At 72.4% G+C, this 20773-nt stretch carries 15 protein-coding genes and 1 tRNA gene; 6 read left to right on the top strand and 10 right to left on the bottom strand.

Features of this window, described 5'->3' with window-relative positions; all coding sequences use genetic code 11:
- Positions 1 to 137 precede the first annotated feature (137 nt).
- The gene (locus tag H0E84_RS19090) at positions 138 to 731 is read right to left on the bottom strand and encodes a cysteine dioxygenase family protein (RefSeq protein ID WP_180680244.1); all 594 of its coding nucleotides are present in this window, start codon (positions 729 to 731) and stop codon (positions 138 to 140) included.
- Positions 732 to 1253: 522 nt separating this feature from the next.
- On the opposite strand from H0E84_RS19090, the gene asnB reads away from it, so the two are divergent.
- A complete protein-coding gene (asnB, locus tag H0E84_RS19085; RefSeq protein ID WP_180680243.1) occupies positions 1254 to 2972 on the top strand; it encodes an asparagine synthase B in 1719 nt (572 codons plus the stop codon).
- Between the two features lie 137 nt (positions 2973 to 3109).
- Here asnB and H0E84_RS19080 read toward each other — a convergent pair whose 3' ends face one another.
- The 3 genes from H0E84_RS19080 to parC all read right to left on the bottom strand — a co-directional run bounded on the left by H0E84_RS19080 (position 3110) and on the right by parC (position 8521).
- Positions 3110 to 5530, bottom strand: a complete 2421-nt coding sequence (locus H0E84_RS19080) for a penicillin acylase family protein (RefSeq protein ID WP_180680242.1) — start codon at positions 5528 to 5530, stop codon at positions 3110 to 3112.
- Between the two features lie 64 nt (positions 5531 to 5594).
- Positions 5595 to 6266: a thiopurine S-methyltransferase gene (locus H0E84_RS19075; RefSeq protein ID WP_180680241.1), complete on the bottom strand. Its 672-nt coding sequence runs from the start codon at positions 6264 to 6266 to the stop codon at positions 5595 to 5597.
- 11 nt (positions 6267 to 6277) lie between these two features.
- A complete protein-coding gene (parC, locus tag H0E84_RS19070) occupies positions 6278 to 8521 on the bottom strand; it encodes a DNA topoisomerase IV subunit A (protein WP_180680240.1) in 2244 nt (747 codons plus the stop codon).
- A 169-nt stretch (positions 8522 to 8690) separates the two neighbouring features.
- Here parC and H0E84_RS19065 point away from each other — a divergent pair, with 169 nt between their 5' ends.
- Entirely contained in the window at positions 8691 to 9455 is a 765-nt protein-coding gene (locus H0E84_RS19065) for a Crp/Fnr family transcriptional regulator (RefSeq protein ID WP_180680239.1), read from the top strand.
- Between the two features lie 201 nt (positions 9456 to 9656).
- On the opposite strand, the gene cydC is transcribed toward H0E84_RS19065, so the two are convergent.
- Together cydC and cydD are read right to left on the bottom strand one after the other, a co-directional pair.
- Positions 9657 to 11333, bottom strand: coding sequence for a thiol reductant ABC exporter subunit CydC (gene cydC, locus H0E84_RS19060; protein WP_180680238.1), 1677 nt, complete (start codon positions 11331 to 11333; stop codon positions 9657 to 9659).
- A complete protein-coding gene (gene cydD / locus H0E84_RS19055) occupies positions 11330 to 13174 on the bottom strand; it encodes a thiol reductant ABC exporter subunit CydD (protein WP_257644312.1) in 1845 nt (614 codons plus the stop codon). The genes cydC and cydD overlap by 4 nt, the downstream gene beginning before the upstream one ends.
- Positions 13175 to 13423: 249 nt before the next feature.
- Between cydD and H0E84_RS19050 the strand changes: the two genes are divergently transcribed.
- Positions 13424 to 13936, top strand: coding sequence for a ferritin-like domain-containing protein (locus tag H0E84_RS19050; RefSeq protein ID WP_180680236.1), 513 nt, complete (start codon positions 13424 to 13426; stop codon positions 13934 to 13936).
- 8 nt (positions 13937 to 13944) lie between these two features.
- On the opposite strand, the gene H0E84_RS19045 is transcribed toward H0E84_RS19050, so the two are convergent.
- From H0E84_RS19045 to H0E84_RS19035, 3 genes are all read right to left on the bottom strand, one after another.
- Entirely contained in the window at positions 13945 to 14937 is a 993-nt protein-coding gene (locus H0E84_RS19045) for a cation efflux transmembrane domain-containing protein (RefSeq protein WP_257644311.1), read from the bottom strand.
- Positions 14934 to 15434: a type 2 periplasmic-binding domain-containing protein gene (locus tag H0E84_RS19040; protein ID WP_180680235.1), complete on the bottom strand. Its 501-nt coding sequence runs from the start codon at positions 15432 to 15434 to the stop codon at positions 14934 to 14936. The genes H0E84_RS19045 and H0E84_RS19040 overlap by 4 nt, the downstream gene beginning before the upstream one ends.
- 177 nt (positions 15435 to 15611) lie before the next feature.
- Positions 15612 to 15698 (bottom strand) — tRNA-Leu (locus tag H0E84_RS19035).
- 115 nt (positions 15699 to 15813) lie between these two features.
- On the opposite strand from H0E84_RS19035, the gene rnr reads away from it, so the two are divergent.
- Together rnr and rlmB are read left to right on the top strand one after the other, a co-directional pair.
- Positions 15814 to 18237, top strand: coding sequence for a ribonuclease R (rnr, locus tag H0E84_RS19030; RefSeq protein WP_180680234.1), 2424 nt, complete (start codon positions 15814 to 15816; stop codon positions 18235 to 18237).
- Positions 18238 to 18508: 271 nt separating this feature from the next.
- A complete protein-coding gene (rlmB, locus tag H0E84_RS19025; RefSeq protein WP_180680233.1) occupies positions 18509 to 19258 on the top strand; it encodes a 23S rRNA (guanosine(2251)-2'-O)-methyltransferase RlmB in 750 nt (249 codons plus the stop codon).
- A gap of 163 nt (positions 19259 to 19421) precedes the next feature.
- Here rlmB and metX read toward each other — a convergent pair whose 3' ends face one another.
- Positions 19422 to 20537: a homoserine O-acetyltransferase MetX gene (metX, locus tag H0E84_RS19020; RefSeq protein ID WP_180680232.1), complete on the bottom strand. Its 1116-nt coding sequence runs from the start codon at positions 20535 to 20537 to the stop codon at positions 19422 to 19424.
- Between the two features lie 26 nt (positions 20538 to 20563).
- Between metX and H0E84_RS20265 the strand changes: the two genes are divergently transcribed.
- Positions 20564 to 20773, top strand: a 210-nt coding sequence (locus H0E84_RS20265) for a hypothetical protein (protein ID WP_219339843.1), incomplete at its 3' end; no start/stop codon positions are given.

Raw genomic sequence — 20773 nt, 5'->3', positions numbered from 1 at the left:
CTGCCGCCGAGCTTAGCGCCCGCAGCCCTGGGGTCAGGTGCCGGAAGGCACGATTTCAGCAGCGGCGCGTGAAGCGGTGCGGCAGGCTGCCACGGTGTTCGCGCGCGCGGTGCGCTCCTGCGTGGCGCGGCGCGGCCTCAGGCCGCGCAGTCGACGCTGAGGCAGGTCTCGGCGCGCAGGTACCACTCGCCGTGGTCGCGGACGAATTTCGAACAATGCTCCATCGGCGCCTTGTAGATGTGCACCGATACCGCGACGCGGTCGTCGCTGGCGTTGCAGATGGTGTGGTACTCGTGCGGCGGGATCAGGCTGCCGGCGCTGCCGGGGCCGGCCTGCATGCCGCCGGCGGCGCGGAAGCGGAAGCGCTCGCCGTCGCGTTCGAGCAGTTCGAACTGGGTGATCTCCACCTGGCCGTCCCAGACGCCTTCGACGCACCACAGGCCGCAGTGGTCGTGCACCGGGGTGCCCTGGCCGGGGCCCCAGGTCATGGCGACGATGCTGTAGCCGTGCTCGGGGCTGCGGTAGATCTCGCGGCGGGCGTAGTGGTCCTCGATCGGCTCGTAGACGCAGGCGGGCAGGTGCACGTCCGGGTCGCGGATCATTTCGCACAGGGTGTTGCGCAGGGCTGCGGTGACGGCGTGCTCGTCGCCGGAGCCGACGGCGGCGTCGATCGCGGCGATGAACTTGTCGTGGCCGGCGAAGGCCACGTCGGGCTGGGCGGTGGCTGTCATGCGGGACATTCTAAGCCTCCCGCGCCGGCGTTGCCCAAACTGCATGGCGCCGCGGCCCTCCGGGCCAGGTTGGCGCAGGGCGGGCGCAGGAACGCCACGGGCTGCCACGCGCGGTCGCCGTGAAGGCGGAGCTGCGGAGCCGTCCGGGATCGTCGCCGACCCGCCGGAGCTTTCGGCGGCTTTCGCGGCCATGGGCCGCTCCTACAGGGGCCACTCCTGGCGGTGGCGGCAGCGGCCGCGTAGCGCGACGCGCTACTTGCAAGGCCGGGCCCGCGAGGTTAGCTTCGACTCCATGCCGTTCCCGACCGCCCCCATCCGCGCCGACCGCAACGCGAACAATCCGCGTTCGAACAATCGCGCGCCCACGTGGCGGGTCGGCGAACAGGCATAGCGGCACGAGCGAGCAGTCCTGATCCCGAAACCCGCGCACCGCGCGGGTTTTTTGCGTGGTGCGGCCGCGGCCCGCGTCCTCTCCCGGACGCGGCTGCCGTTCCCCTCCCCGCAGCAATGGAGTCAATGCAGATGTGCTCGATCCTTGGAATCTTCGGCCTGCAGCCGGGTGACGATGCCGCAGCCCTGCGGCGGCAGGCGCTCGAAGCCTCGCAGCGCCAGCGCCACCGCGGCCCCGACTGGAGCGGGGTCTACCTCGACGAGAGCGCGCTGCTGGTACACGAGCGCCTGGCCATCGTCGACCCGGCCGGTGGCGCGCAGCCGATCCGCTCGCGCGACGGCGGCCTGGCGCTGGCGGTGAACGGCGAGATCTACAACCACCGCGAACTGCAGGAGGCGCTGGCGGCGCTCTACGATTTCACCACCGGCTCGGACTGCGAGGTGATCAGCGCGCTGTACCGCGAAACCGCCGCCGGCGGCGCCTCCCCGGCGGGGTTCCTCGACCGCCTCAACGGCATCTTCGCCTTCGCCCTGTGGGACCGCGAACGCGGCCGGGTGCTGATCGCCCGCGATCCGATCGGCGTGTGCCCGCTGTATTGGGGCCACGACCGTGAGGGCCGCCTGCGCGTGGCCTCGGAAATGAAGGCGCTGGCCGACAGCTGCGCCGACGTCGCGCAGTTCCCGCCTGGGCACTACTACGACAGCGCGCTTGTGGACGGCAGTGGAGCAAGCTCCGCTCTGCGGCGCTACTACGCGCCGGGCTGGCGCGACTACGACGGGGTGGCGGACACGCCCGTCGATCGCGAAGAACTGCGCGAGGCCTTCGAGCGCGCGGTGCACCGCCAACTGATGAGCGACGTGCCCTACGGCGTGCTGCTCTCGGGCGGGCTGGACTCCTCGCTGGTGGCCGCAGTCGCCGCGCGCTACGCGCGCCGGCGCGTGGAGGACGACGACCGCAGCGAAGCCTGGTGGCCGCGCCTGCACTCGTTCGCGATCGGCCTGCAGGGCTCGCCCGACCTGGCCGCCGCCGAGATCGCCGCCGAGGCCATCGGCACCGTGCACCACGGTTTCGAGTACACCTTCGACGAAGGCCTGGACGCGGTGCCCGAGGTGATCCGCCATATCGAGACCTACGACGTCACCACCATTCGCGCGTCCACCCCGATGTACCTGCTGGCGCGGCGGATCAAGGCGATGGGGGTCAAGATGGTGCTCTCGGGCGAGGGCAGCGACGAGATCTTCGGCGGCTACCTCTATTTCCACAAGGCGCCCGACGCGCGCCAGTTCCACGAGGAGCTGGTGCGCAAGCTCGACGCACTGCACAACTACGACTGCCTGCGCGCCAACAAGTCGATGATGGCCTGGGGCGTGGAGCCGCGGGTGCCGTTCCTGGATCGAGAGTTCCTCGACGTGGCGATGCGCATGGATGCCACGCACAAGATGGTCGGCGCCCGCGGCAGCCGCCGCATCGAGAAGGCGGTACTACGCGAGGCGTTCGAGGGCTACCTCCCGGAGTCGATCCTGTGGCGGCAGAAGGAGCAGTTCAGCGACGGCGTGGGCTACGGCTGGATCGACGGCCTCAAGGCCCACGCCGAAAGCCAGGTGAGCGACCGCGAGCTCGCCGCGGCGGAGCGGCGCTACCCGGTCAACCCGCCGCAGACCAAGGAGGCCTACTGGTACCGCAGTCTGTTCGAGCAGTGCTTCCCCGCTCCCGCGGCGGCGCAGACCGTCCCCGGGGGCAAGTCGATCGCTTGCTCCTCGCCGGCGGCCATCGCCTGGGACGCGGCATTCGCCGCGGCGGCCGATCCGTCCGGCCGGGCGATCGCGGGGGTGCACAACGCGGCGGGGTGACCGGCCGGGCGGCCGCGTCTGCAGCCGCGGCCCATGGCCGCGAAGGTCGCGGGAGCTGCGGTCGGGTCGGCGGCGACCCCGGGCGTCGGTGCCGGCGCCGGCTTTCGCGTGCATGGCACGCCCCTGCAGGCATGCGCCTAGTCCCGGGGCGGAGCCAGGCGCAACGTATGCGCCGCTTCGCCCGGCAGGAACGGCGTGGGGGTGCCTTTCACCCAGTCCGCGTGCCCCGCGCCCCAGAACGGCGACAGCGGGTGTCCGCTCTGGCCACCGGCCATCTGCGCGATGGCCCGGGCCTCGCGGCCGGGAGCGACCACCATCCGCTCCGAGGCGCCGAAGCCGGGACTCTGGACGCGCGGGGTGGTGCCATCGCCGGGCAGCGGGTCGGGCGGCATGCAGAGCAGGCGCCTGCCGAACAGCGGGAGGGCGCCTGCAAGCGGGTGGCAGATGGCGGCGGTGTTGCGTTCGCCCCAGGTCCGCTCTGCGAGCGGACCGATGGCTTTCAGTTCGTCGCGGACCTCGGCGGCGGCGTCTTCCAGCAGGGCGGTCCAGCTGTCGTAGTCCCGCGGCAGCAGATGTTCCGGTCGCTGCTGTAGCAGTGGCCGGGCGACGCCCTCCAGTTGGTTGAACGCGGGCAGCTCGAAGTCCTCGCCCAGGGCTGCGCGGGCGGGAGCGGTCAGTCCGGCGGCGATGCGTTCGTGCACGGCCAGGCGCCAGGCGCGGACGACGCGGTAGCCCACCGAATCGATGCTGGCGCGGCCCTCCCAGCGCGTCGCGGCATCCGCCAGTTCGCGCAAGGCGGGCGTCTCGCCGCGCTCGAGCGCAGCGCTGCGCATGAGTTGCCACCATTCGCCCAACAGCACGGCGCGGTCGTCGAGCTGGATGGCGAACAGGTCACGCTCGGCGAAGCGGTCGGCGGCCATCAGGCCTTCGCGTATCTGGTGGGCGCGGATGCCCAGGGCGTAGCCGCCGTCGCCCACGCGCCGCAGCGACTCCCCGCCGACGACGCGGTTGTTGGCGGTCCACAGGCGGTCGGCGGTGGGCGAGGCGAGCAGCGGGCTGGCGGCGGTGGAGATGGGCCAGGGCGCGCAGGTCGCGGAAGCGGAAGCGGAATCGCAGGCCTCGTCGCGCCGTGCGACGGGTCCGAGCAGCCGCCAGGCGATGCGGCCGGCGCGGTCGCCGACCAGCAGGTTCTGGGTGGGGATGGCGGTGCGGTCGGCGGCAGCGAGGGCGTCGTCGAGATCGGCGGCGCGGGCCATGTCCAGCAGCCCCAGATTGAGCGCGCCCGGCTGGTGCGCGGTCCAGCGCAGGGCCAGTGCGGTGCCGTCGGGTTCGTGGTGCAGGATCGGGCCCCAGGCGGCTTCCTCCACCGTCATCGCGACCGGATCCGAGCCCGCGACGGCAATGGCTTCCTCGCGACGGACGATGCGCTCGCAGGGCCCCGGCCGCGCGGCGCCATCTCCGGCCGCGCACGGGCGCACCCGGCGCCAGTCGAGGGTGTCGACGTAGCTGTTGGTGAAGCCCCAGGCGACGTGGGTGTTGCTGCCCACCACCACGGCCGGCAGGCCCGGCAGGGTGAAGCCGGTGATGTCGACCCTGCCGCCCGGTGCACGCGGATCCGGATAGCGCAGCCGTGCGCGGAACCAGATGCCGGGGGCGCGCAGGCCCAGGTGCATGTCGTTGGCGACGATGGCGCGACCGTCGGCGGCGAGGGTGCCGGCGACGGCGAAGCTGTTGCTGCCGGGGAGGAGGTCGGCGGCGGCGGGACGTATGGGCGCGTCGAGGAGGGATGGCAGGGAGACGGCAGGTGAATGCCGGGAGGTTGCGGCAATGGACCCCGGCTTCGGGAGGGTGCGGAGGTCTACCTCGTCGGGGCCGGGGAGGGACGCGTCCCCGCGTGGTTCGCCGGCGAGCGGGGCGTCCCAGCGGCTGCCGTCGTGGGCGACGAGGGCGTACAGCGCCGGCGGCAGGTGCGGGCGCATCCGCAGCAGGGCGAGTTCGCGCTTGTTATCCGCGTCCTGCAGGTCGAAGTACATGGCGAAGCCGGTGAGCGCGGAGTCGGCGGGGCTCCAGGGCTCCGGCGGCCGGCGCAGCAACAGGTAGGGCCAGGGGCGCACGCGCAGCGCCTCGCGGCCGGCGTTGACGCCGTCGGCGTAGGCCCGCAGCTGCGGCATGCGCTCGCCGGCGACGCCGGCAAGGTCCGCTTCCACGCGCGCGCGCATGCGGTGCACGCGGCGCCGGCGGTCGGTGTCCAGGGCGATCGGGCCGAACAGCGCCGACAGTTCGCCGGCGGCGGTACGGCGCATCAGGTCCATCTCGAAGTAGCGCTCCTGTGCGTGCACGTACCCCAGGGCGCGCAGCGCGTCGGTTTCGCTGGCGGCGTCGATGGTCACGGTGCCGAGCGCGTCGCGGCCGATGACCACCGGTGCCGACAGGCCGGCAAGGCCGGCTTCGCCGTCGAGCACCGGCAGGCTGCCGCGCAGCAGCCACCAGGCGGCGAGCAGCGCGATCGCGAGCAGCAGGACGAGCAGCAGCGTCAGGCGCTTGAGCCAGCGGAGCATCGAGCGGTTCCCCGGGCGAAACCCCGATTGTAGGCGGGAAGGCCGGGAGGACCGGCAGCCCGGATCAGCCCTCGGGCGCAGGGAGCCGCTGCAGGGCGTACGCCACCGTGGCCAGGGCGGTGACGCCTTCCTCCGCGAACCGTGGCTCGCGGTCGAGGATGTCGCGGCGTTCCAGCACGTCCACCCGCCAGTCGCGTTCCAGCCCGGCACGCACCTCGGCCTCGGCCACAGGGAACGGTGGACCTTCCTTTTCGTGCGGTGGGTATTCGAGCGTGACCAGCAGACCGCGGCAGCCCGCGGGAAGGCGGGCGTAGAGCTCGCCCAGGTAGGGCCTGCGCAGGTCCTCGGGCAGGGCGATCAGCGCGGCGCGGTCGAAGACCGCTTCGCAGCCGGCGAGCAGGTCGGCGTCCAGGCCGAAGGCGTCGCCGCAGATCAGCTCGATGTCGCCGGCGCCGTAGTGGATACCGTAGCGCGACTCGCGGCGTTCGGGGACGAGGCCGTGCTCCTCGAAGAACCCTTCGACGGCCAGGCGCGACAGTTCCACGCCGAGCACCCGATGGCCGCGCGCCGCCAGCCAGGCCATGTCGAGCGACTTGCCCGCCAGCGGCACGAACACGCGGCTGCCGGGCGCTGCGCCGACGCCGTCCCAATGGCGTTCGAGCAGCGGAGTGATGCGCTCCTGATGGAAGCCGATGCGGCCTTCCTGCCAGCGCTGGTGCCAGAATTCGGGGTGCATGCGTCGGCCTCCTATTCGACGGAAAGGCCGTCGACCTTCTGCCAGCCGCGCGGCAGCAGGCCGCCGCGGCTGGCGCGGGCGCCGAGGTAGTTCTCCAGATCGCGAAACGCCAGGCTCATGGTGCGCGCGCCGGACCTGACCTGCAGGGTGCCGCCCGGCGGCACCGCCGCCACCGCCACCACCCGCTCGGTGCCGCGCTTGGCCTTCGGGATCTCGATGATCTTGTTGCCCTTGCCGCGGTCCAGTTCCGGGAGTTCCGACACCGGGAACGCCAGCAGGTGCCCGGCGCTGGTGACCGCGACGATGCGATCGGTCTCCAGATCGGTCACCGCGGCAGGCTGCACCACCTGCGCGCCGGGCGACAGGGTGAGCATGGCCTTGCCCGCCTTCTGCCGGCCGACCAGGTTCTCGAAGCGGGTGACGAAGCCGTAGCCGTGCGACGAGGCCAGCACGAAGCGCGTGTCCGGCTCGCCGGTCGCCAGCGCCTGGAACGAGACGCCCGGCGCCGGCGAGAACCGGCCGGTCAGCGGCTCGCCGTTGCCGCGCGCCGAGGGCAGGCTGTGGGCGACGGTCGAATAGCTGCGTCCGGCCGAATCGAGGAATGCCACCGCCTGGGTGCTGCGGCCGCGCATCGCCGCGCGCAGGCGGTCGCCCTCGCGGTAGGACAGCGCCGCGGCGTCGACATCGTGGCCCTTGGCCGCGCGCACCCAGCCCTTGTCGCTGAGCACCACGGTGACCGGCTCGCTCGGCACCAGCTCGGTCTCGGCCAGCGCCTGCGCGGCGCCGCGCTCGACCAGCGGCGAGCGGCGCGCGTCGCCGTACTTCTTCGCGTCGGCCAGCAGCTCGTCGCGGATCAGCTTCTTCAGCTTGGCCTTGCTGCCGAGGGTGGCGATGAGGCGGTCGCGCTCCTTGTCCAGCTCGTCCTGCTCGCCGCGGATCTTCATTTCCTCCAGCCGTGCCAGCTGGCGCAGGCGGGTCTCGAGGATGTAGTCGACCTGCTCGTCGCTCAGATCGAAGCGCTTCTGCAGCACCGGCCGCGGTTCGTCCTCGCTGCGGATGATGCGGATCACCTCGTCGAGGTTGAGGAACGCGGTCAGCAGGCCTTCCAGCAGGTGCAGGCGCCGCTCGACCTTGTCGAGCCGGTGCTGCAGGCGCCGGGTCACGGTGTCGGTGCGGAACTGCAGCCACTCGGCCAGCAGCGTCTTTAGATTCTTGACCTGCGGCCGGCCGTCCAGGCCGATCACGTTGAAGTTGGCGCGGTAGCTCTTCTCCAGGTCGGTGGTGGCGAACAGGTGCCCCATCAGCTGCTCGGCGTCCACGCGGCTGGAGCGCGGCACCAGCACCACCCGCACCGGGTTGGCGTGGTCGGACTCGTCGCGGATGTCCTCCAGCCAGGGCAGCTTCTTGGCGCGCATCTGCGCGGCGACCTGCTCGATCACCTTGCTCGGCGAGACCTGGTGCGGCAGCGCCGTGATCACGATGTTCTGCTGTTCCCGCTTCCAGGTGGCGCGCGCGCGGATCGCGCCGTGCCCGGTCTCGTACAGCGCCAGCAGGTCGGCGGCGGGAGTGATGATCTCGGCGCTGGTCGGGTAGTCGGGGCCGCGCACGTGCTCGCAGAGCTCGCGCACCCCGGCCTTCGGATCGTCCAGCAGGTGGATGCAGGCGCTGACCACCTCGTTGAGGTTGTGCGGCGGCACGTCGGTGGCCATGCCCACGGCGATGCCGGTGGTGCCGTTGAGCAGCAGGTGCGGCAGCCGTGCCGGCATCCAGCTCGGCTCCTCCAGGGTGCCGTCGAAGTTGGCGGTCCAGTCCACGGTGCCGTGCGCCAGTTCACCGAGCAGTACCTCGGCGATCGGGGTCAGGCGCGACTCGGTGTAGCGCATCGCCGCAAACGACTTGGGGTCTTCGCTGGAGCCGAAGTTGCCCTGGCCGTCGACCAGCGGATAGCGGTAGGAGAACGGCTGCGCCATCAGCACCATCGCCTCGTAGCAGGCCGAGTCGCCGTGCGGGTGGTACTTGCCGATCACGTCGCCGATGGTGCGCGCCGACTTCTTCGGCTTGGCCGCGGCGTTCAGCCCCAGCTCGCTCATCGCGTAGATGATGCGCCGCTGCACCGGCTTGAGGCCGTCGCCGATGAATGGCAGGGCGCGGTCCAGCACCACGTACATCGAGTAGTCGAGGTAGGCGCGCTCGGCGTACTCGCGCAGGGGGATCTGCTCGAAGCCGTGGAAGGTGGGGCGGACGGTCTCGGTCATGTGGCGGGACTGCGGCGTGGGGGCGCCGATTCTACCGGGTCCCGGTCGCAGGGCCCGGGCCGGCGCGCGCACCCGGCCACGCGCCCCGTACGTCGGGGCCGCCGCCGCTTGCTTCTCCGGCGCTTCATGGTCCCGGCGGTATGATGCGTGCAACCGCGTGGATCCACCGATGACCTCCCGTTCGTCCCTCCTCCAAGCCGAGGCCCCGTCGCGCCCGACCGGCAGCCCGGGCCGCCGCCAGCCGCATGCGGGTTGCGAAGGCTGCCTGACCCGCAGCCTGGCGGTGTGCGCGGCCCTGCCGCCGGCCGACACCGTGGAACTGGAGGCGGCCGCGGGCGAACTGCGGGTGCAGGCCGGCGCCACCCTGGCGCGCGAAGGCGCAGTGCGTCGCGACGTCTACACCATCACCCGCGGCATGCTGCGGCGGGTGCGGCTGCTGCCGGACGGGCGCCGGCTGGTGGCCGGGTTCCTGATGGCCGGGGACTTCATCGGTTTCAGCGGCGCTTCGCACTATCGCCACACGTTCGAGGCGATCACCGATTGCACGCTGTGCGTGTTCGCGCTGCAGGACATGCAGCAGCTGTGCCGGCGCCATCCGGAGCTGGAAGCGGGCATGCTGCGGCAGGCCTGCGCGGAGCTCGACGCCACGCGGTCGAGCCTGATGACGCTGGCGCGGCTGACGCCGGTGGAGCGCCTGGCGGGTTTCCTGCTCGACATGGCGATGCGTCAGCAGCGCCTCGGCGCTTCGGCCGATCGTGTCGACCTGCCGATGACCCGCAACGACATCGCCGACCACCTCGGCCTGACCATCGAAACGGTGAGCCGCAGCTTCACCCGCCTGAAGCAGGACGGCATGATCGAGTTCGACGCGCCGCGCCTGATCACCCTGCTGCAGCCTGCGCGGTTGCGGGCGCTGGCGGGCTCGCCGGCGTAGACCGCCGCGCGGCGTGGCCGCGCAAGTCGACGCGGTCCACGCGCGCCGATGGCCGGAGCGGTAGCGTCCCGTAGGAGCGGCCATGGCCGCGAAAGCCGCGGGAGGCTCCGGCCGGGACGGCGGTGATCCCCGGCGCATCCGCCCGCGCCGTCCTTCGCGCGCATGGCGCGCTCCTACGGGCGGCCGCCCGGTGCCGGCGCCCTACATGGGGCCGTGGAGGCGGCCGTCGTGCAGGCGGTAGCGGACGTGTACCACGCCCGCGGGCAGGGTGTCGTGGCTGATCACCACCACGCTGCGCCCTTCGCAGGCCGACGCGAGGTCTTGCATCAGCGCGTTCGCGGTGTCGACGTCCAGGCCGCCGGTCGGCTCGTCCAGGAGCAGAATGGCGGCGTCGCGCAGGAGCGCGCGCGCCAGCGCCAGACGCCGCGCCTGGCCGCCGGACAGGCTGCTGCCGCTCTCGCCGATCCAGGCATCCAGGCCGCGGGGGAGGGCGCGCACGGCGTCGTCCAGCCGTACCTGCCGCAGCGCTTGCCAGAGGCGCGCGTCGTCGGCGCCCGGATCGCCCATCCGCAGGTTCATGCGCACGCTGCCGGCGAAGACCGGTGCGTCCTGCGGCAGCCAGGCGATGCGCCGGTGCCAGTCCGCCTGGGTGCATTCGCGCAGGTCGACGCCGCCGAAGTGCAGGGTGCCGGTGTCCGGGTCGCGCAGCCGCAGCAGCAGCGCCAGCAGCGAGGACTTGCCGGCGCCGCTGTCGCCGGCGATGGCGATGCGCCGGCCGGGGGCGAGTATCAGATCGATACCGTCTAGCACCCGTCGCGGCGCGTCGCCGCCCCAGGCGAATGCGACATCCTGCAGCCGCAGTTCGCCACTGGCCGGAAGTACGCTCGGTGCCGCGGGGTCGATCACCGCAGGCGCGCGGCAGGCGATGTCGCGCAGGCGCATGAGCGAAGCCAGCGCGGCACGCAGCGACTGCCAGGCCAGGCCGATGCCGGCGGCGGCTTCGAACATCGCGATGCCCGCGAACAGCAGCGCTGCCGCGGTCGGGGCGTCGATCCGCGCATCGTGATGGGCGAACAGCAGCAGGCCGAGCAGCCCCGGCAGGGCGATCGCGACCACCACGGCGTGCAGCAGGGTAGCGGCCGAGAGCCGCCGCTGCAGCTGCCGCTCGCCGCCGGCCAGCGTCTCGGACCGGCCGTCGATCGCCCTGGCGCGGGCTTCCACCGCGTCCAGCGCCACCAGGTCGGCGGCGCCTTCCAGCGCTTCCTGCACCTGCCGGCGCAGCGCTGCGCGAGCCTCCGCGCGCCGGCGTTCGGCGGTGCGTGCGCCCAGCGTCGCCACCAGCGGCACCCCCGCGCCCAGCAACGTCAGCACCAGCGCCATCCACAGGCCGGCGGCCGGCAGCACCGCGGCGCTCGCCGCGACCACCAGCAGCGCCATCGCCGCCAGCGCCAGCAACGGTCCGAGCGCGCGCACCAGCACGCCGTCGGCCAGGTCGATGTCGGCGACCAGGCGCGCCAGCAGGTCACCGACACGCTCGCGGCCGAGCCCGAGCGGCGCCAGCGGCAGCATTCGGGCGAAGAACCACAGCCGCAGGTCGCGCGCCAGGCGCAGGGTGACGTCGTGGCCGAACAGCTTCTCGGCATAGCGCGAGACGATGCGCGCGAACGTCAATGCGCGGATCCCCGCCGACGGGGCGAAGAAGTTGAATCCCGCCGCCAGCCCGCCGGCCAGCGCCGCCGCGGTGAGGAAGTGCCCGGACAGCGCCAGCAGTCCGGTGCCGGCGGCCAGCGTAGCGAGCAGCAGCAGCACCGCCAGCGCCATCAGCAGGGCGTGGCGGCGGAACACCCCGGCGAGCGTGTCCGGCGGTCTCGCGCTCATCGTGGAGGCTCAGCAGCGGTGGTCATCGGCAGCACGCGGTCGGCGATGCGCGGCGCCGCGCCGCTGTGGGTGGCGAAGACGAGGGTGCGGCCGCGTGCGTGCTCATGCAGGGCATCGAGCAGCGCCGCCTCCGTTTCTGGATCGAGGAAGGCGGTCGGCTCGTCGAGCAGCAGCAGCCCAGCGTCGCGCAGGTACACGCGCGCCAGCGCCACGCGTCGCGCTTCGCCGCCGGACAGGCCGAAGCCGCGTTCGCCGATCATCGTGTCCAGGCCGTCGGGCAGGCGCGCGGCGAAGCGCATCACCTGCGCCGCTTCGGCGGCGGCCTGCAGTTCCGCGTCGGTGGCATCCGGCTTGGCCAGGCGCAGGTTGTCGGCGATGCTGCCGTGGAACAGGAACGGGCGCTGCGGCGCGTAGCCGATCCGTGCCGCCGGTTCGACGCGCACCGTGCCCGCCGCAGGCGGCAGCCAGCCGGCGAGCGCCTCCAGCAAGGTGCTCTTGCCGCAGCCGCTGGGACCGGTGAGGGCGACCGATTCGCCCGGGGCGATCTCGAGATCGAATCCGGCAATGGCATCGCAATCGCTGCCGGCATGGCGCAGCGCCACGCCGCGGAGGATCACGGCCGGCGCGGAGCGATCGCCGTCCCGCAGGAGGGTGGCCGCGGGAGACGCGGCAAGCCGCTCCCCGTTGCCCGCCTGGTCGTCGCGGCTCTCCCGGCCCGCCTGGCGACCGTGTCGCGACCGGGACGGAACGCGAGATTCGGCATCCGCTGCGGCCGCGTCCGCTCCCTCGCCTCGCAAGGGCGACGGTGCGGGCGCAAAGGCCTTCGTGCCCAGTGCGGATTCGATCTCCTCCAGCGCCGCGAGCGCGCCGGCGCGGTCGTGGTAATGCGCCGCCAGCCGCCGCATCGGCGCGTAGAACTCGGGCGCCAGCAGCAGGCAGAACAGTCCGGTGCCGAGCGTGAGCGGCGCACCGCGCAGGTCGATCATGTCGAGATAGGTGAGGCCGAGGTAGAGCGCGATCACCGCCACGCTGACCGATGCGAAGAACTCCAGCACCGCCGAAGACAGGAACGCCAGCCGCAGCACCTTGAGGGTGCGTGTGCGCAGGCCCTCGGCGGCCTCGCGGATCCCTTCCAGTTCGGCAGTGCCGCGCCCGTACAGACGGATCAGCCCGAGCCCGCGCAGGCGGTCGGCGAAGTGGCCGCCCATGCGCGCCAGGGCGCGCAGCTGGCGACGGCTGGCGGCCTCCGCGCCCCAGCCCACCAGCATCATGAAGAACGGGATCAGCGGCATGGTCAGCAGCAGCACCAGGCCGACCACGAAGTCCACCGAAAACGCCGCGGCCAGCATCAGCGGCGGGACCGCCAGCACCTCGGCGCGCGCCGGCACGTAGCCGGCGAAGTAGCCCTCCAGCGCGTCGGTGTGGGTGCCGGTGAGCTCGCTCAGGCTGCCGCTGCGCTGGCGCCGCAGCCACGGCACCCCGGCGGCGAACAGGCGCCGCGGCAGCGTGCCGCGCAGCCGCGTGCGGATGCGCGTGGCGGCGCCGTCGGCCAGTTCGCGCGAGGCCCAGCCCAGCAGCGCGCGCGCCAGGCCGATACCGGCCAGGGCGGCCAGCGCCGGCCACAGCGTGGCGGGCGCATGGCCTTCGACCAGCACCCGCTGCACCGCCAGCGCGATCAGCGCGGCCTGCGCCACCAGCAGCCAGCCGGCCAGCACCGCGCACGCGCCGGCCGCGCGCAGGCGACCGCGTACCGGCGCGGCCAGCGCGTCGAGGCGGTGCAGCACGGCTGCGCGCGTGGCGGACGGCTGCGGCAACGGTTCGGCCGCGAGGGTCTGGTCCATGCGGGATCGCGAGGGGAGTAGGGGCGGCGGCAGGGCGCCGGCCGGACGGAACGACGGCGTCATTGTAGTTGCCGACCGTACGGCGGAGGGGAATCGGGGGGCGCCGGCCGATCGCTGCCCGTGCACGATCGCCTCATGGCGATGGCGGAAAGGGCCGCGGTCCGGCCTCACGCCGGCTTGGCGCCGCGGGCGCCATCATCGTGCCCCGCGCCCCGCACACCGCGGGCCGGGATCAGGAGGAGCCTTGCGATGTCGACATCCACCCGCGAACGCCTGCTGAAATGGCTGCAGGACGCCTATGCGATGGAACAGCAGTCGGAAACGATGATGAGTGCGCTGGGCAAGCGCCTGGAGCACTACACCAGCCTGCGCAACCGGGTTCTCGGGCACGCGGCCGAGACGCGGCAGCAGGCCGACGAGGTCAGGGGCTGCATCGAGCGGCTGGGCGGGGCGGTGCCGGCCGCACAGGGCATGGCGGCTACCGCAATCGGCTCGATGCAGGCCCTCGGGACCGCGCTGATGAGCGACGAGGTGGTCAAGGGCATCGGCGCCGGATATGCCTTCGAATACCTCGAGGTGGCCACCTACCGCGCGCTGGTGATCGCCGCCGAGGCCGCCGGCGAGAGCGACATCGCCGAGGTCTGCAACCGCATCCTGCAGCAGGAACTGGCGATGGCCGAGTGGTTGCGCGCGAACCACGAAGGCATCGTGCAGGAGTTCCTGCAGCGCGAACCGAATGCACCGGAGCTCGCCAGGCGCTGAGCCCCGCCTCAGGTCGCGGCCTGATCGCCCTCGCCGTCCTCGGGCTCTTCGCCCAGCAGCGTGACGATGATCTCGTCGATGCGCCAGTGCGCTGCGCGTGCGGCCTCGTGCGCCTGCCGGAGCCGCCCGGGGGTGGTCACGCCGTCGCGCGCCTGCACGAACACCACGCCCGACAGCCGAAAGCCCTCCTCGTGGAAGCGCACCCGGCAGGTTTCCACCCACTCGAGGCCGCATACCGCATCGTGCACCTTCCCGACCAGGGGATCCGGATCGCTGCGATCGATGCGCTGCGGACGCGCATCGTGCATGTCGCGTATCGCGCCTTTCAGGTTGGTCAGGCCATCGTGCAGCACGCTTGCGGAGATGAACACCGCCGCGGCCGCGTCCGCCCACCAGAGTCCGAAGCCGATCCCGACGATTCCGGCCACGCCGGCGAGGGCGGTACTCCAGTCGGCCTTGCCCATGTCGGCGTCGGCGTGCAGTGGCTTGAGCGACAGCTTGCGCGACAGTTTCAGCTTGCGGCGGCCGAGGATGGCCGGCGGGATCGCCGACAGCAGCAGCGCACCGATCATCAGCCAGCCCTTCCAGACCACGGCGTCGCCGATCAGCACGGTGCCGATCACCGGATGGGTCGCGGTGAGCAGGGTGTGCAGGCCGTCCCAGAGCAGCAACAGCCCGAACCCGGCGAGCGCCGCGCCGGCGATCAGGAAATTGATATCGAACGCGCGGGTGCGGCCGTTGACGTACTCCTCGTCGGCGGGCCGCGCCTGGAAGCGCGAGGCGATCAGGAAGGCGAGCGGCGGCAGCAGGCTCAGCAGGTCCTCGACGAAGGCGGTCTTCATCGCCTGCGAACCGCCCATCACCGAGTACATCATCGCCGAGACCAGGCTCATCCACAGCAGCGACCACCAGCACAGACGGCGCGCGTGCGCCAGCGCCGCGCGCTGCGCTGCGGGCAGGCCGCGCATGTCGCGCAGCTTGACTGCCTCCGCGCCGCTCATCGGCCACTCGCCATGGCCGCGCGCGCCTGGCGGGAATGCAGGAAGCCGTCGACCGCGAGCTGCCATGCATTCTCCCCGGGCGGAAGGGCCAGCCGGCGCGCGTGGAGCGGCCCCGACGCGGCGGGGCGCAGGTGATACTCGCGCGACCAGCCGACCTCGGGCTTCCAGGGCGATCTGCGCAGGTGGCCGCCGGCGACCGCGTGCAGCCGGAACTCCTTGAGCTCGCGCATCAGCGCGTCGTGGCCGCCGACCACCCACTCGATGCGGGTCCCGCGACCGCGCGCCAGTTCCGCGAGCATCTCGACCTCGGCCCCCGAGGGCGCGCCGCCGTCGGCCGGCACCACCACGAACGGCGGCTCGTGGCTGAGTCCAACGCGAATCGCCGCGCGATCCGCGCGCTCGGTGCTGCCGGCCGCATCGCGCGGATAGCGGTCGCACTCGGCGAGGGCGGGCAGCAGCACGGCAAGAAGCAGCGACGGGAGCAGCGGCACCTTCATCGGCCGCTTATGCCTGCGCGCCCGTCAACGGTGCGTCACGCGGGCGCGTGCCGCTGCGCGGCCGCGGGACCGCCAGCACCCCGATTTCCGCCGCCGGCGCGCAGGCACAAAAAAACCCCGCGTTCTGCGGGGTTCCCTGGCGCCCGGCATGGAGCCCGGACTGCATCGCTCGACCCATGGTGCCCAGGAGAGGACTCGAACCTCCACGGAGTTGCCCCCGCTAGCACCTGAAGCTAGTGCGTCTACCAATTCCGCCACCTGGGCGGGTCGAGGGCGCGTATGTTGCGGTGCAGGGGCGGGGTTGTCAACGTTCCGACGGACCCCCGCCCGGACGGTCGGATCACGCCACTGCGGCGGCGCCGCGTGTACCATCCCGGCAATGGCGAAAACACCCGGAAAGCGCGGCAGCCGCCGCGGCAAGCAGTCGTCCCCGCAGGACGCCCCCCCTGGACAGGCCAAGGCCGGCGGCGGCCGCGCCGGGCGCGGCGCGAAGCCACCGCCCTGGATGCCGGAGACGGCCTCCGCCAGCGGCGGCGCCGCGCCCGAAGGACGCCGCAGGGGCGGTGGCGGCCGGACACCGGCCGATCCCCATGCCGACCGCGAAGCCAACCGCTACGCCAACCCGATCGCGAGCCGTGAGGCGATCCTGCAACTGCTGGCCGAGGCCGAGGGCCCCCAGTCGGCGCACGAGCTGTCCGAGCAGTTGGGCCTGACCGAACCGGACCGCTTCGACGCCCTGGCCAAGCGCCTGGGCGCGATGGTGCGCGATGGCCAGCTGCTGCAGAACCGCCGCGGCGGCTATGCGCCGGCGTCGCAGCTGGACCTGATCGCCGGCACGGTGATCGCCAACCCGGACGGTTTCGGCTTCCTGCGCCCGGACAGCGGCGCCGGCGACGACCTGTTCCTGCCGCCTTACGAGATGCGCAAGGCGATGCACGGCGACCGGGTGATGGCCAGCGTGTCGGGAGTCGACCGCCGCGGCCGCCGCGAGGGGGTGATCGTCGAGGTGCTGGAGCGCCGCCTGAACCGGCTGATCGGTCGCTTCACCATCGAATCCGGGATCAGTTTCGTGGTACCCGACGACCGCCGCATCCAGCGCAACGTGCAGATCCCGGTCGACGCGCGCCTGGAGGCGCAGCACGGCCAGCTGGTGGTGTGCGAGATCGTCCAGGCCGCGGATACGCGGCGGCCGCCGATCGGCCGCATCCTCGCGGTGCTCGGCGATGCGCTGACGCCATCGCTGGTGGTGGAGGCCGCAATCCATGGCCACGACCTGCCGCACGAGTTCCCGCAGGCCGCGCTGGACGAGGCCACCGCGGTGCCGCTGCAGGTCGGCGCCGCCGAGGCGAAGGGCCGCGTCGACCTGCGCAAGCTGCCGCTGGTCACCATCGACGGCGAGGACGCCAAGGACTTCGACGACGCGGTCTGGTGCGAGCCCACCCGCGACGGCTTCCGCCTGCTGGTGGCGATCGCCGACGTCTCGCACTACGTGCGCCCGGGCAGCCCGCTCGACGACGAGGCGCAACTGCGCGCGACCAGCGTGTATTTCCCCGGTTTCGTGGTGCCGATGCTCCCCGAGACGCTGTCCAACGGCATCTGCTCGCTGCGCCCGCAGGTGGACCGGCTGTGCTTCGTCTGCGACATGCACGTGGGCCGCGACGGCACCGTGCGCGATTCGCAGTTCTATGAGGCGGTGATGCATTCGCACGCGCGGCTGACCTACACCCAGGTGTGGCAGGCGGTGGGCGAGGAGGATCCGGAGGCGCAGGAGCAGGTCGGCGCGCTGATGCCGCAGCTGCGCCGGCTGCATCAGCTCTACCAGCTGCTGGCCAAGGCCAGGACGCGGCGCGGCGCGATCGAGTTCGAGACCTCCGAGGTCCGCTTCGTGCTCGACAACCGCGGCGAGGTGGTGCAGGCGGGGATGCTGGCGCGCAACGACGCCCACAAGCTGATCGAGGAGTGCATGATCGCCGCCAACGTCGAGGCGGCCAAGTTCCTGCTCGAGGCCGAAGTGCCCGCCCCGTACCGGATCCACGACAAGCCGCCGGAGTCCAAGTACGCGGACCTGCTGGAGTTCCTCAAGGAGTTCCAGCTGCGCATGCCGCCGTGGGGCCGGGTGCGGCCGAAGGACTTCACCAATCTGCTGGCCAAGGTGCGCGAGCGCCCGGACGGTCCGCTGATCGAGTCGGTGCTGCTGCGCAGCCAGAGCCTGGCGGTGTACGCGCCGGACAACATCGGCCATTTCGGCCTGGCGCTGGAGGCCTATGCCCATTTCACCTCGCCGATCCGGCGTTATCCGGATCTGCTGGTGCATCGCGCGATCAAGCACATGCTCGCCGGCAAGCCGGTCTCGGCGTTCCAGTACGGCAACCGCGAGATGGCGGCGCTGTCGCTGCAGAGTTCGGAGCGCGGGCGCCGCGCCGACGAAGCCCAGCGCGAGGTCGACGAGCGCTACCGGGCGGCGTGGATGGAGCAGCACGTGGGCGGCGAGTTCGACGGCGTGATCAGCGGCGTGACCAGCTTCGGCCTGTTCGTCGAGCTGGACCAGTCCAAGGTCAACGGCCTGATCCACGTCACCCAGCTGCCGCAGGACTTTTATCACTTCGACCCGGTGCGCAAGACATTGACCGGGCAGCGCCGCGGCCGCGAGTTCCGGCTCGGCGACCGTGTCACGGTGCGCGTGCTCAAGGCCAGCCTGGAGGAGCGCAAGATCGACTTCGGCCTGGTGGAGGAAGGCGCGCAGGCGCCGGAAGCGCAGGCACAGCGCGGCAAGCCGGCCAAGCGCAGCAAGCAGAAGTATTGACCCCCGTGGGAGCGGCCCATGGCCGCGAGGCCGCGGGAGCCTCCAGCCGGTTGGCGGCGATTCCAGGTCTGGCCGGCCGCGCCGGCCTTCGCGTGCATGGCACGCTCCTACGAGGGCGGCAGCGTCGGCTCCCCTGTAGGAGCGGCCCATGGCCGCGAAGGCCGAGGGAAGTCCCGTCCAGTCGGGCGGCGATTCTAGGTACCGGCAATCGCGCCGGCTTTCGCGTGCATGGCACGCTCCTACAATATGCACCCCGCCCGGAGCCGACGCCATGAGCAAGGACAACCACTGGATCGCCGGCATCAATGCCGTCTCCGCCGCCGTCGAGCACGACGCCGAGAACGTACGCGAAGTGCTGCTGGAGGCGGGCGGCAGGAACCCGCGGCTCGCGGCGATCGAGGTCGAGGCGCGGCGCAAGGACATCGACGTGCGCCGCGTCGCCCAGCAGGCGCTGGACGGCGTCGCCGGCGGCCTGCGTCACCAGGGCGTCGCAGCGCGCTACGCGGCGGCGCGGACCTGGGACGAACACGAGCTGCCGGGGCTGGTAGAGGCCGCCGGAGGGCGCGCGCTCGTCCTGGTGCTCGACGGCGTGCAGGACCCGCACAACCTCGGCGCCTGCCTGCGCAGCGCCGCGGCCGCCGGTGTGACCGCGGTGATCATCCCCAAGGACAAGTCGGTGCAGGTCAACGCCACCGTGCGCAAGACCTCGGCGGGGGCCGCCGACATCGTGCCGATCATCCGCGCCAGCAACCTGGCGCGGGCGCTGCGCGAGCTGCAGAAGCTCGGGGTGTGGCTCTACGGGCTGGCCGGCGACGCGGGCGATTCGGTGTACGGCCTGGACCTGCGCGGCAACGTCGCGCTGGTGCTGGGCGGCGAGGCCGAGGGCCTGCGCAGGCTCACCCGCGAACACTGCGACGGGCTGGCCTCGATCCCGATGCCCGGCGGCTTCGAAAGCCTCAACGTCTCGGTCGCCACCGGCGTGGTGCTGTTCGAGGCGGTGCGGCAGCGGCAGGCGGGCTGACGCCCGCGGCGTGGATTTCGTGTCTACGGCAGGGGTGGCGCCGTCATAGGAGCGTGCCATGCACGCGAAAGCCGACGCGGTCTGCAACGCCCGGAATCGCCGCCGATCCGGCCGGGGCCTGCCGCGGCCTTCGCGGCCATGGGCCGCTCCTACGGGCACGACGCTAGATCGTCTGCAGAAACTCCGCCACCGCCGGTCCGAACCGGGCGATGTCGACCAGGAACGCGTCGTGCCCCTGCGGCGAGGGCAGCGGCAGGAAGCTGGCATCGGCGCCTCCGGCGCGCAGGCCGTCGGCGATCTGCCGTTGCTGCTGCAGCGGGAACAGGATGTCGGTCTCCACGCCGATCGCCAGCGCCTTCTCCACGCGGATGCGCGCCAGGCCCGCGTCGGTGTCGCCGCCCACGCTCTCGCCGATGTCGAACCAGTCCATCGAGCGGCTGAGATAGAGGTAGCTGTTGGGATCGAAGCGACGCACGAACCGGCGCGCGTGCCCTTCGAGATAGCTCTCCACCTCGAATTCCAGGCCGAAGGGATCCTCGTCGTCGCGGCGGTCCGAGTCCAGCCGCACGCGGCCGAAGCGCCCGTCCCATTCCAGCGCCGAGCGGTAGGTGATCACGCCGAGCTTGCGGGCCATGCGCATCCCGCTCTCGGGATAGGTGTCCTCGTCGTAGTCGCCGCCGTTCCAGTCCGGATCGAGGCGGATCGCCTCGCGCTGCAGCGAGCGGATCGCGATCGAGAACGGCAGTGCCCGCGCGGCGCCGGAGATGTTGACGTGGTTGCGCGCCAGCCCGGGATGGCGCAGCAGGAAGGCCAGCGCGCTCATGCCTCCCATCGAGTTGCCGATCACGCAGGCCAGCTGCCCGATGCCGAGCGCGCGCACCACCTGCGCGGCGGTATCGGCCACGTCCTCGACCGAGAGGTCGGGGAAGCGCAGGCGCCAGGGCCGGCCGTCGTCGGGATGAGGGGATGCCGGGCCGGTGGAGCCCTTGCAGCTCCCCAGCGAGTTGACGCAGACCACGAACCAGCGGTCGGTGTCGATCGCCTTGCCGGGACCGAGCATCGCCTCCCACCAGCCGGCCGACGGGTCGGCCTGGTGGGAAGCCGCGTGCGCATCCGGGGACAGGCCGGTGAGGACCAGGATGGCGTTGCCGCGGGCTGCGTCGAGCGAGCCCCAGGTCTCGTAGGCGATGCGCGCGCCGTGCAGGGTGCCGCCGCGCTTCATCGGCAGCGGCGAGGACAGCGCATGGAAGCGGCTGCCGGGCGGGATGAACTCGGTCATGCGCGGCAGTCTAGCGGGGTGGCGCAATGCCCGCTAACTTCCGCACCCGCACCCGCACCCGCACCCGCACCCGCGAACGCGAACGCGAACGCGCATCGTGCGATGCACGCGGCGGCGCTGGTACGAAGATGCCCGCGTGGGAGCGACGGAAGTCGCGACCCCGGCGTGCGATGCAGGCGGTGCGGATTGCGATCCGCAAGGGCGGGCAACTTCGCGGGCGGGCCGGTGCGGCGCCC

It is taken from the genome of Luteimonas salinisoli, assembly GCF_013425525.1.
Taxonomy (GTDB): domain Bacteria; phylum Pseudomonadota; class Gammaproteobacteria; order Xanthomonadales; family Xanthomonadaceae; genus Luteimonas; species Luteimonas salinisoli.
This window is presented reverse-complemented; position numbering and strand designations above follow the sequence as displayed.

Excerpts from the sequence above, each read along its gene's own strand:
- cydD (WP_257644312.1), bottom strand. The coding sequence starts at position 13,174 with ATGGACCAGACCCTCGCGGCCGAACCGTTGCCGCAGCCGTCCGCCACG.
- metX (WP_180680232.1), bottom strand. The coding sequence starts at position 20,537 with ATGACCGAGTTCATCCCGCCCGGCAGCCGCTTCCATGCGCTGTCCTCG.
- rnr (WP_180680234.1), top strand. The coding sequence starts at position 15,814 with ATGGCGAAAACACCCGGAAAGCGCGGCAGCCGCCGCGGCAAGCAGTCG.
- H0E84_RS19090 (WP_180680244.1), bottom strand. The coding sequence starts at position 731 with ATGACAGCCACCGCCCAGCCCGACGTGGCCTTCGCCGGCCACGACAAG.
- H0E84_RS19045 (WP_257644311.1), bottom strand. The coding sequence starts at position 14,937 with ATGAGCGGCGCGGAGGCAGTCAAGCTGCGCGACATGCGCGGCCTGCCC.
- H0E84_RS19040 (WP_180680235.1), bottom strand. The coding sequence starts at position 15,434 with ATGAAGGTGCCGCTGCTCCCGTCGCTGCTTCTTGCCGTGCTGCTGCCC.
- asnB (WP_180680243.1), top strand. The coding sequence starts at position 1,254 with ATGTGCTCGATCCTTGGAATCTTCGGCCTGCAGCCGGGTGACGATGCC.
- cydC (WP_180680238.1), bottom strand. The coding sequence starts at position 11,333 with ATGAGCGCGAGACCGCCGGACACGCTCGCCGGGGTGTTCCGCCGCCAC.
- rlmB (WP_180680233.1), top strand. The coding sequence starts at position 18,509 with ATGAGCAAGGACAACCACTGGATCGCCGGCATCAATGCCGTCTCCGCC.
- H0E84_RS19075 (WP_180680241.1), bottom strand. The coding sequence starts at position 6,266 with ATGCACCCCGAATTCTGGCACCAGCGCTGGCAGGAAGGCCGCATCGGC.
- H0E84_RS19065 (WP_180680239.1), top strand. The coding sequence starts at position 8,691 with ATGACCTCCCGTTCGTCCCTCCTCCAAGCCGAGGCCCCGTCGCGCCCG.
- H0E84_RS19050 (WP_180680236.1), top strand. The coding sequence starts at position 13,424 with ATGTCGACATCCACCCGCGAACGCCTGCTGAAATGGCTGCAGGACGCC.
- H0E84_RS19080 (WP_180680242.1), bottom strand. The coding sequence starts at position 5,530 with ATGCTCCGCTGGCTCAAGCGCCTGACGCTGCTGCTCGTCCTGCTGCTC.
- parC (WP_180680240.1), bottom strand. The coding sequence starts at position 8,521 with ATGACCGAGACCGTCCGCCCCACCTTCCACGGCTTCGAGCAGATCCCC.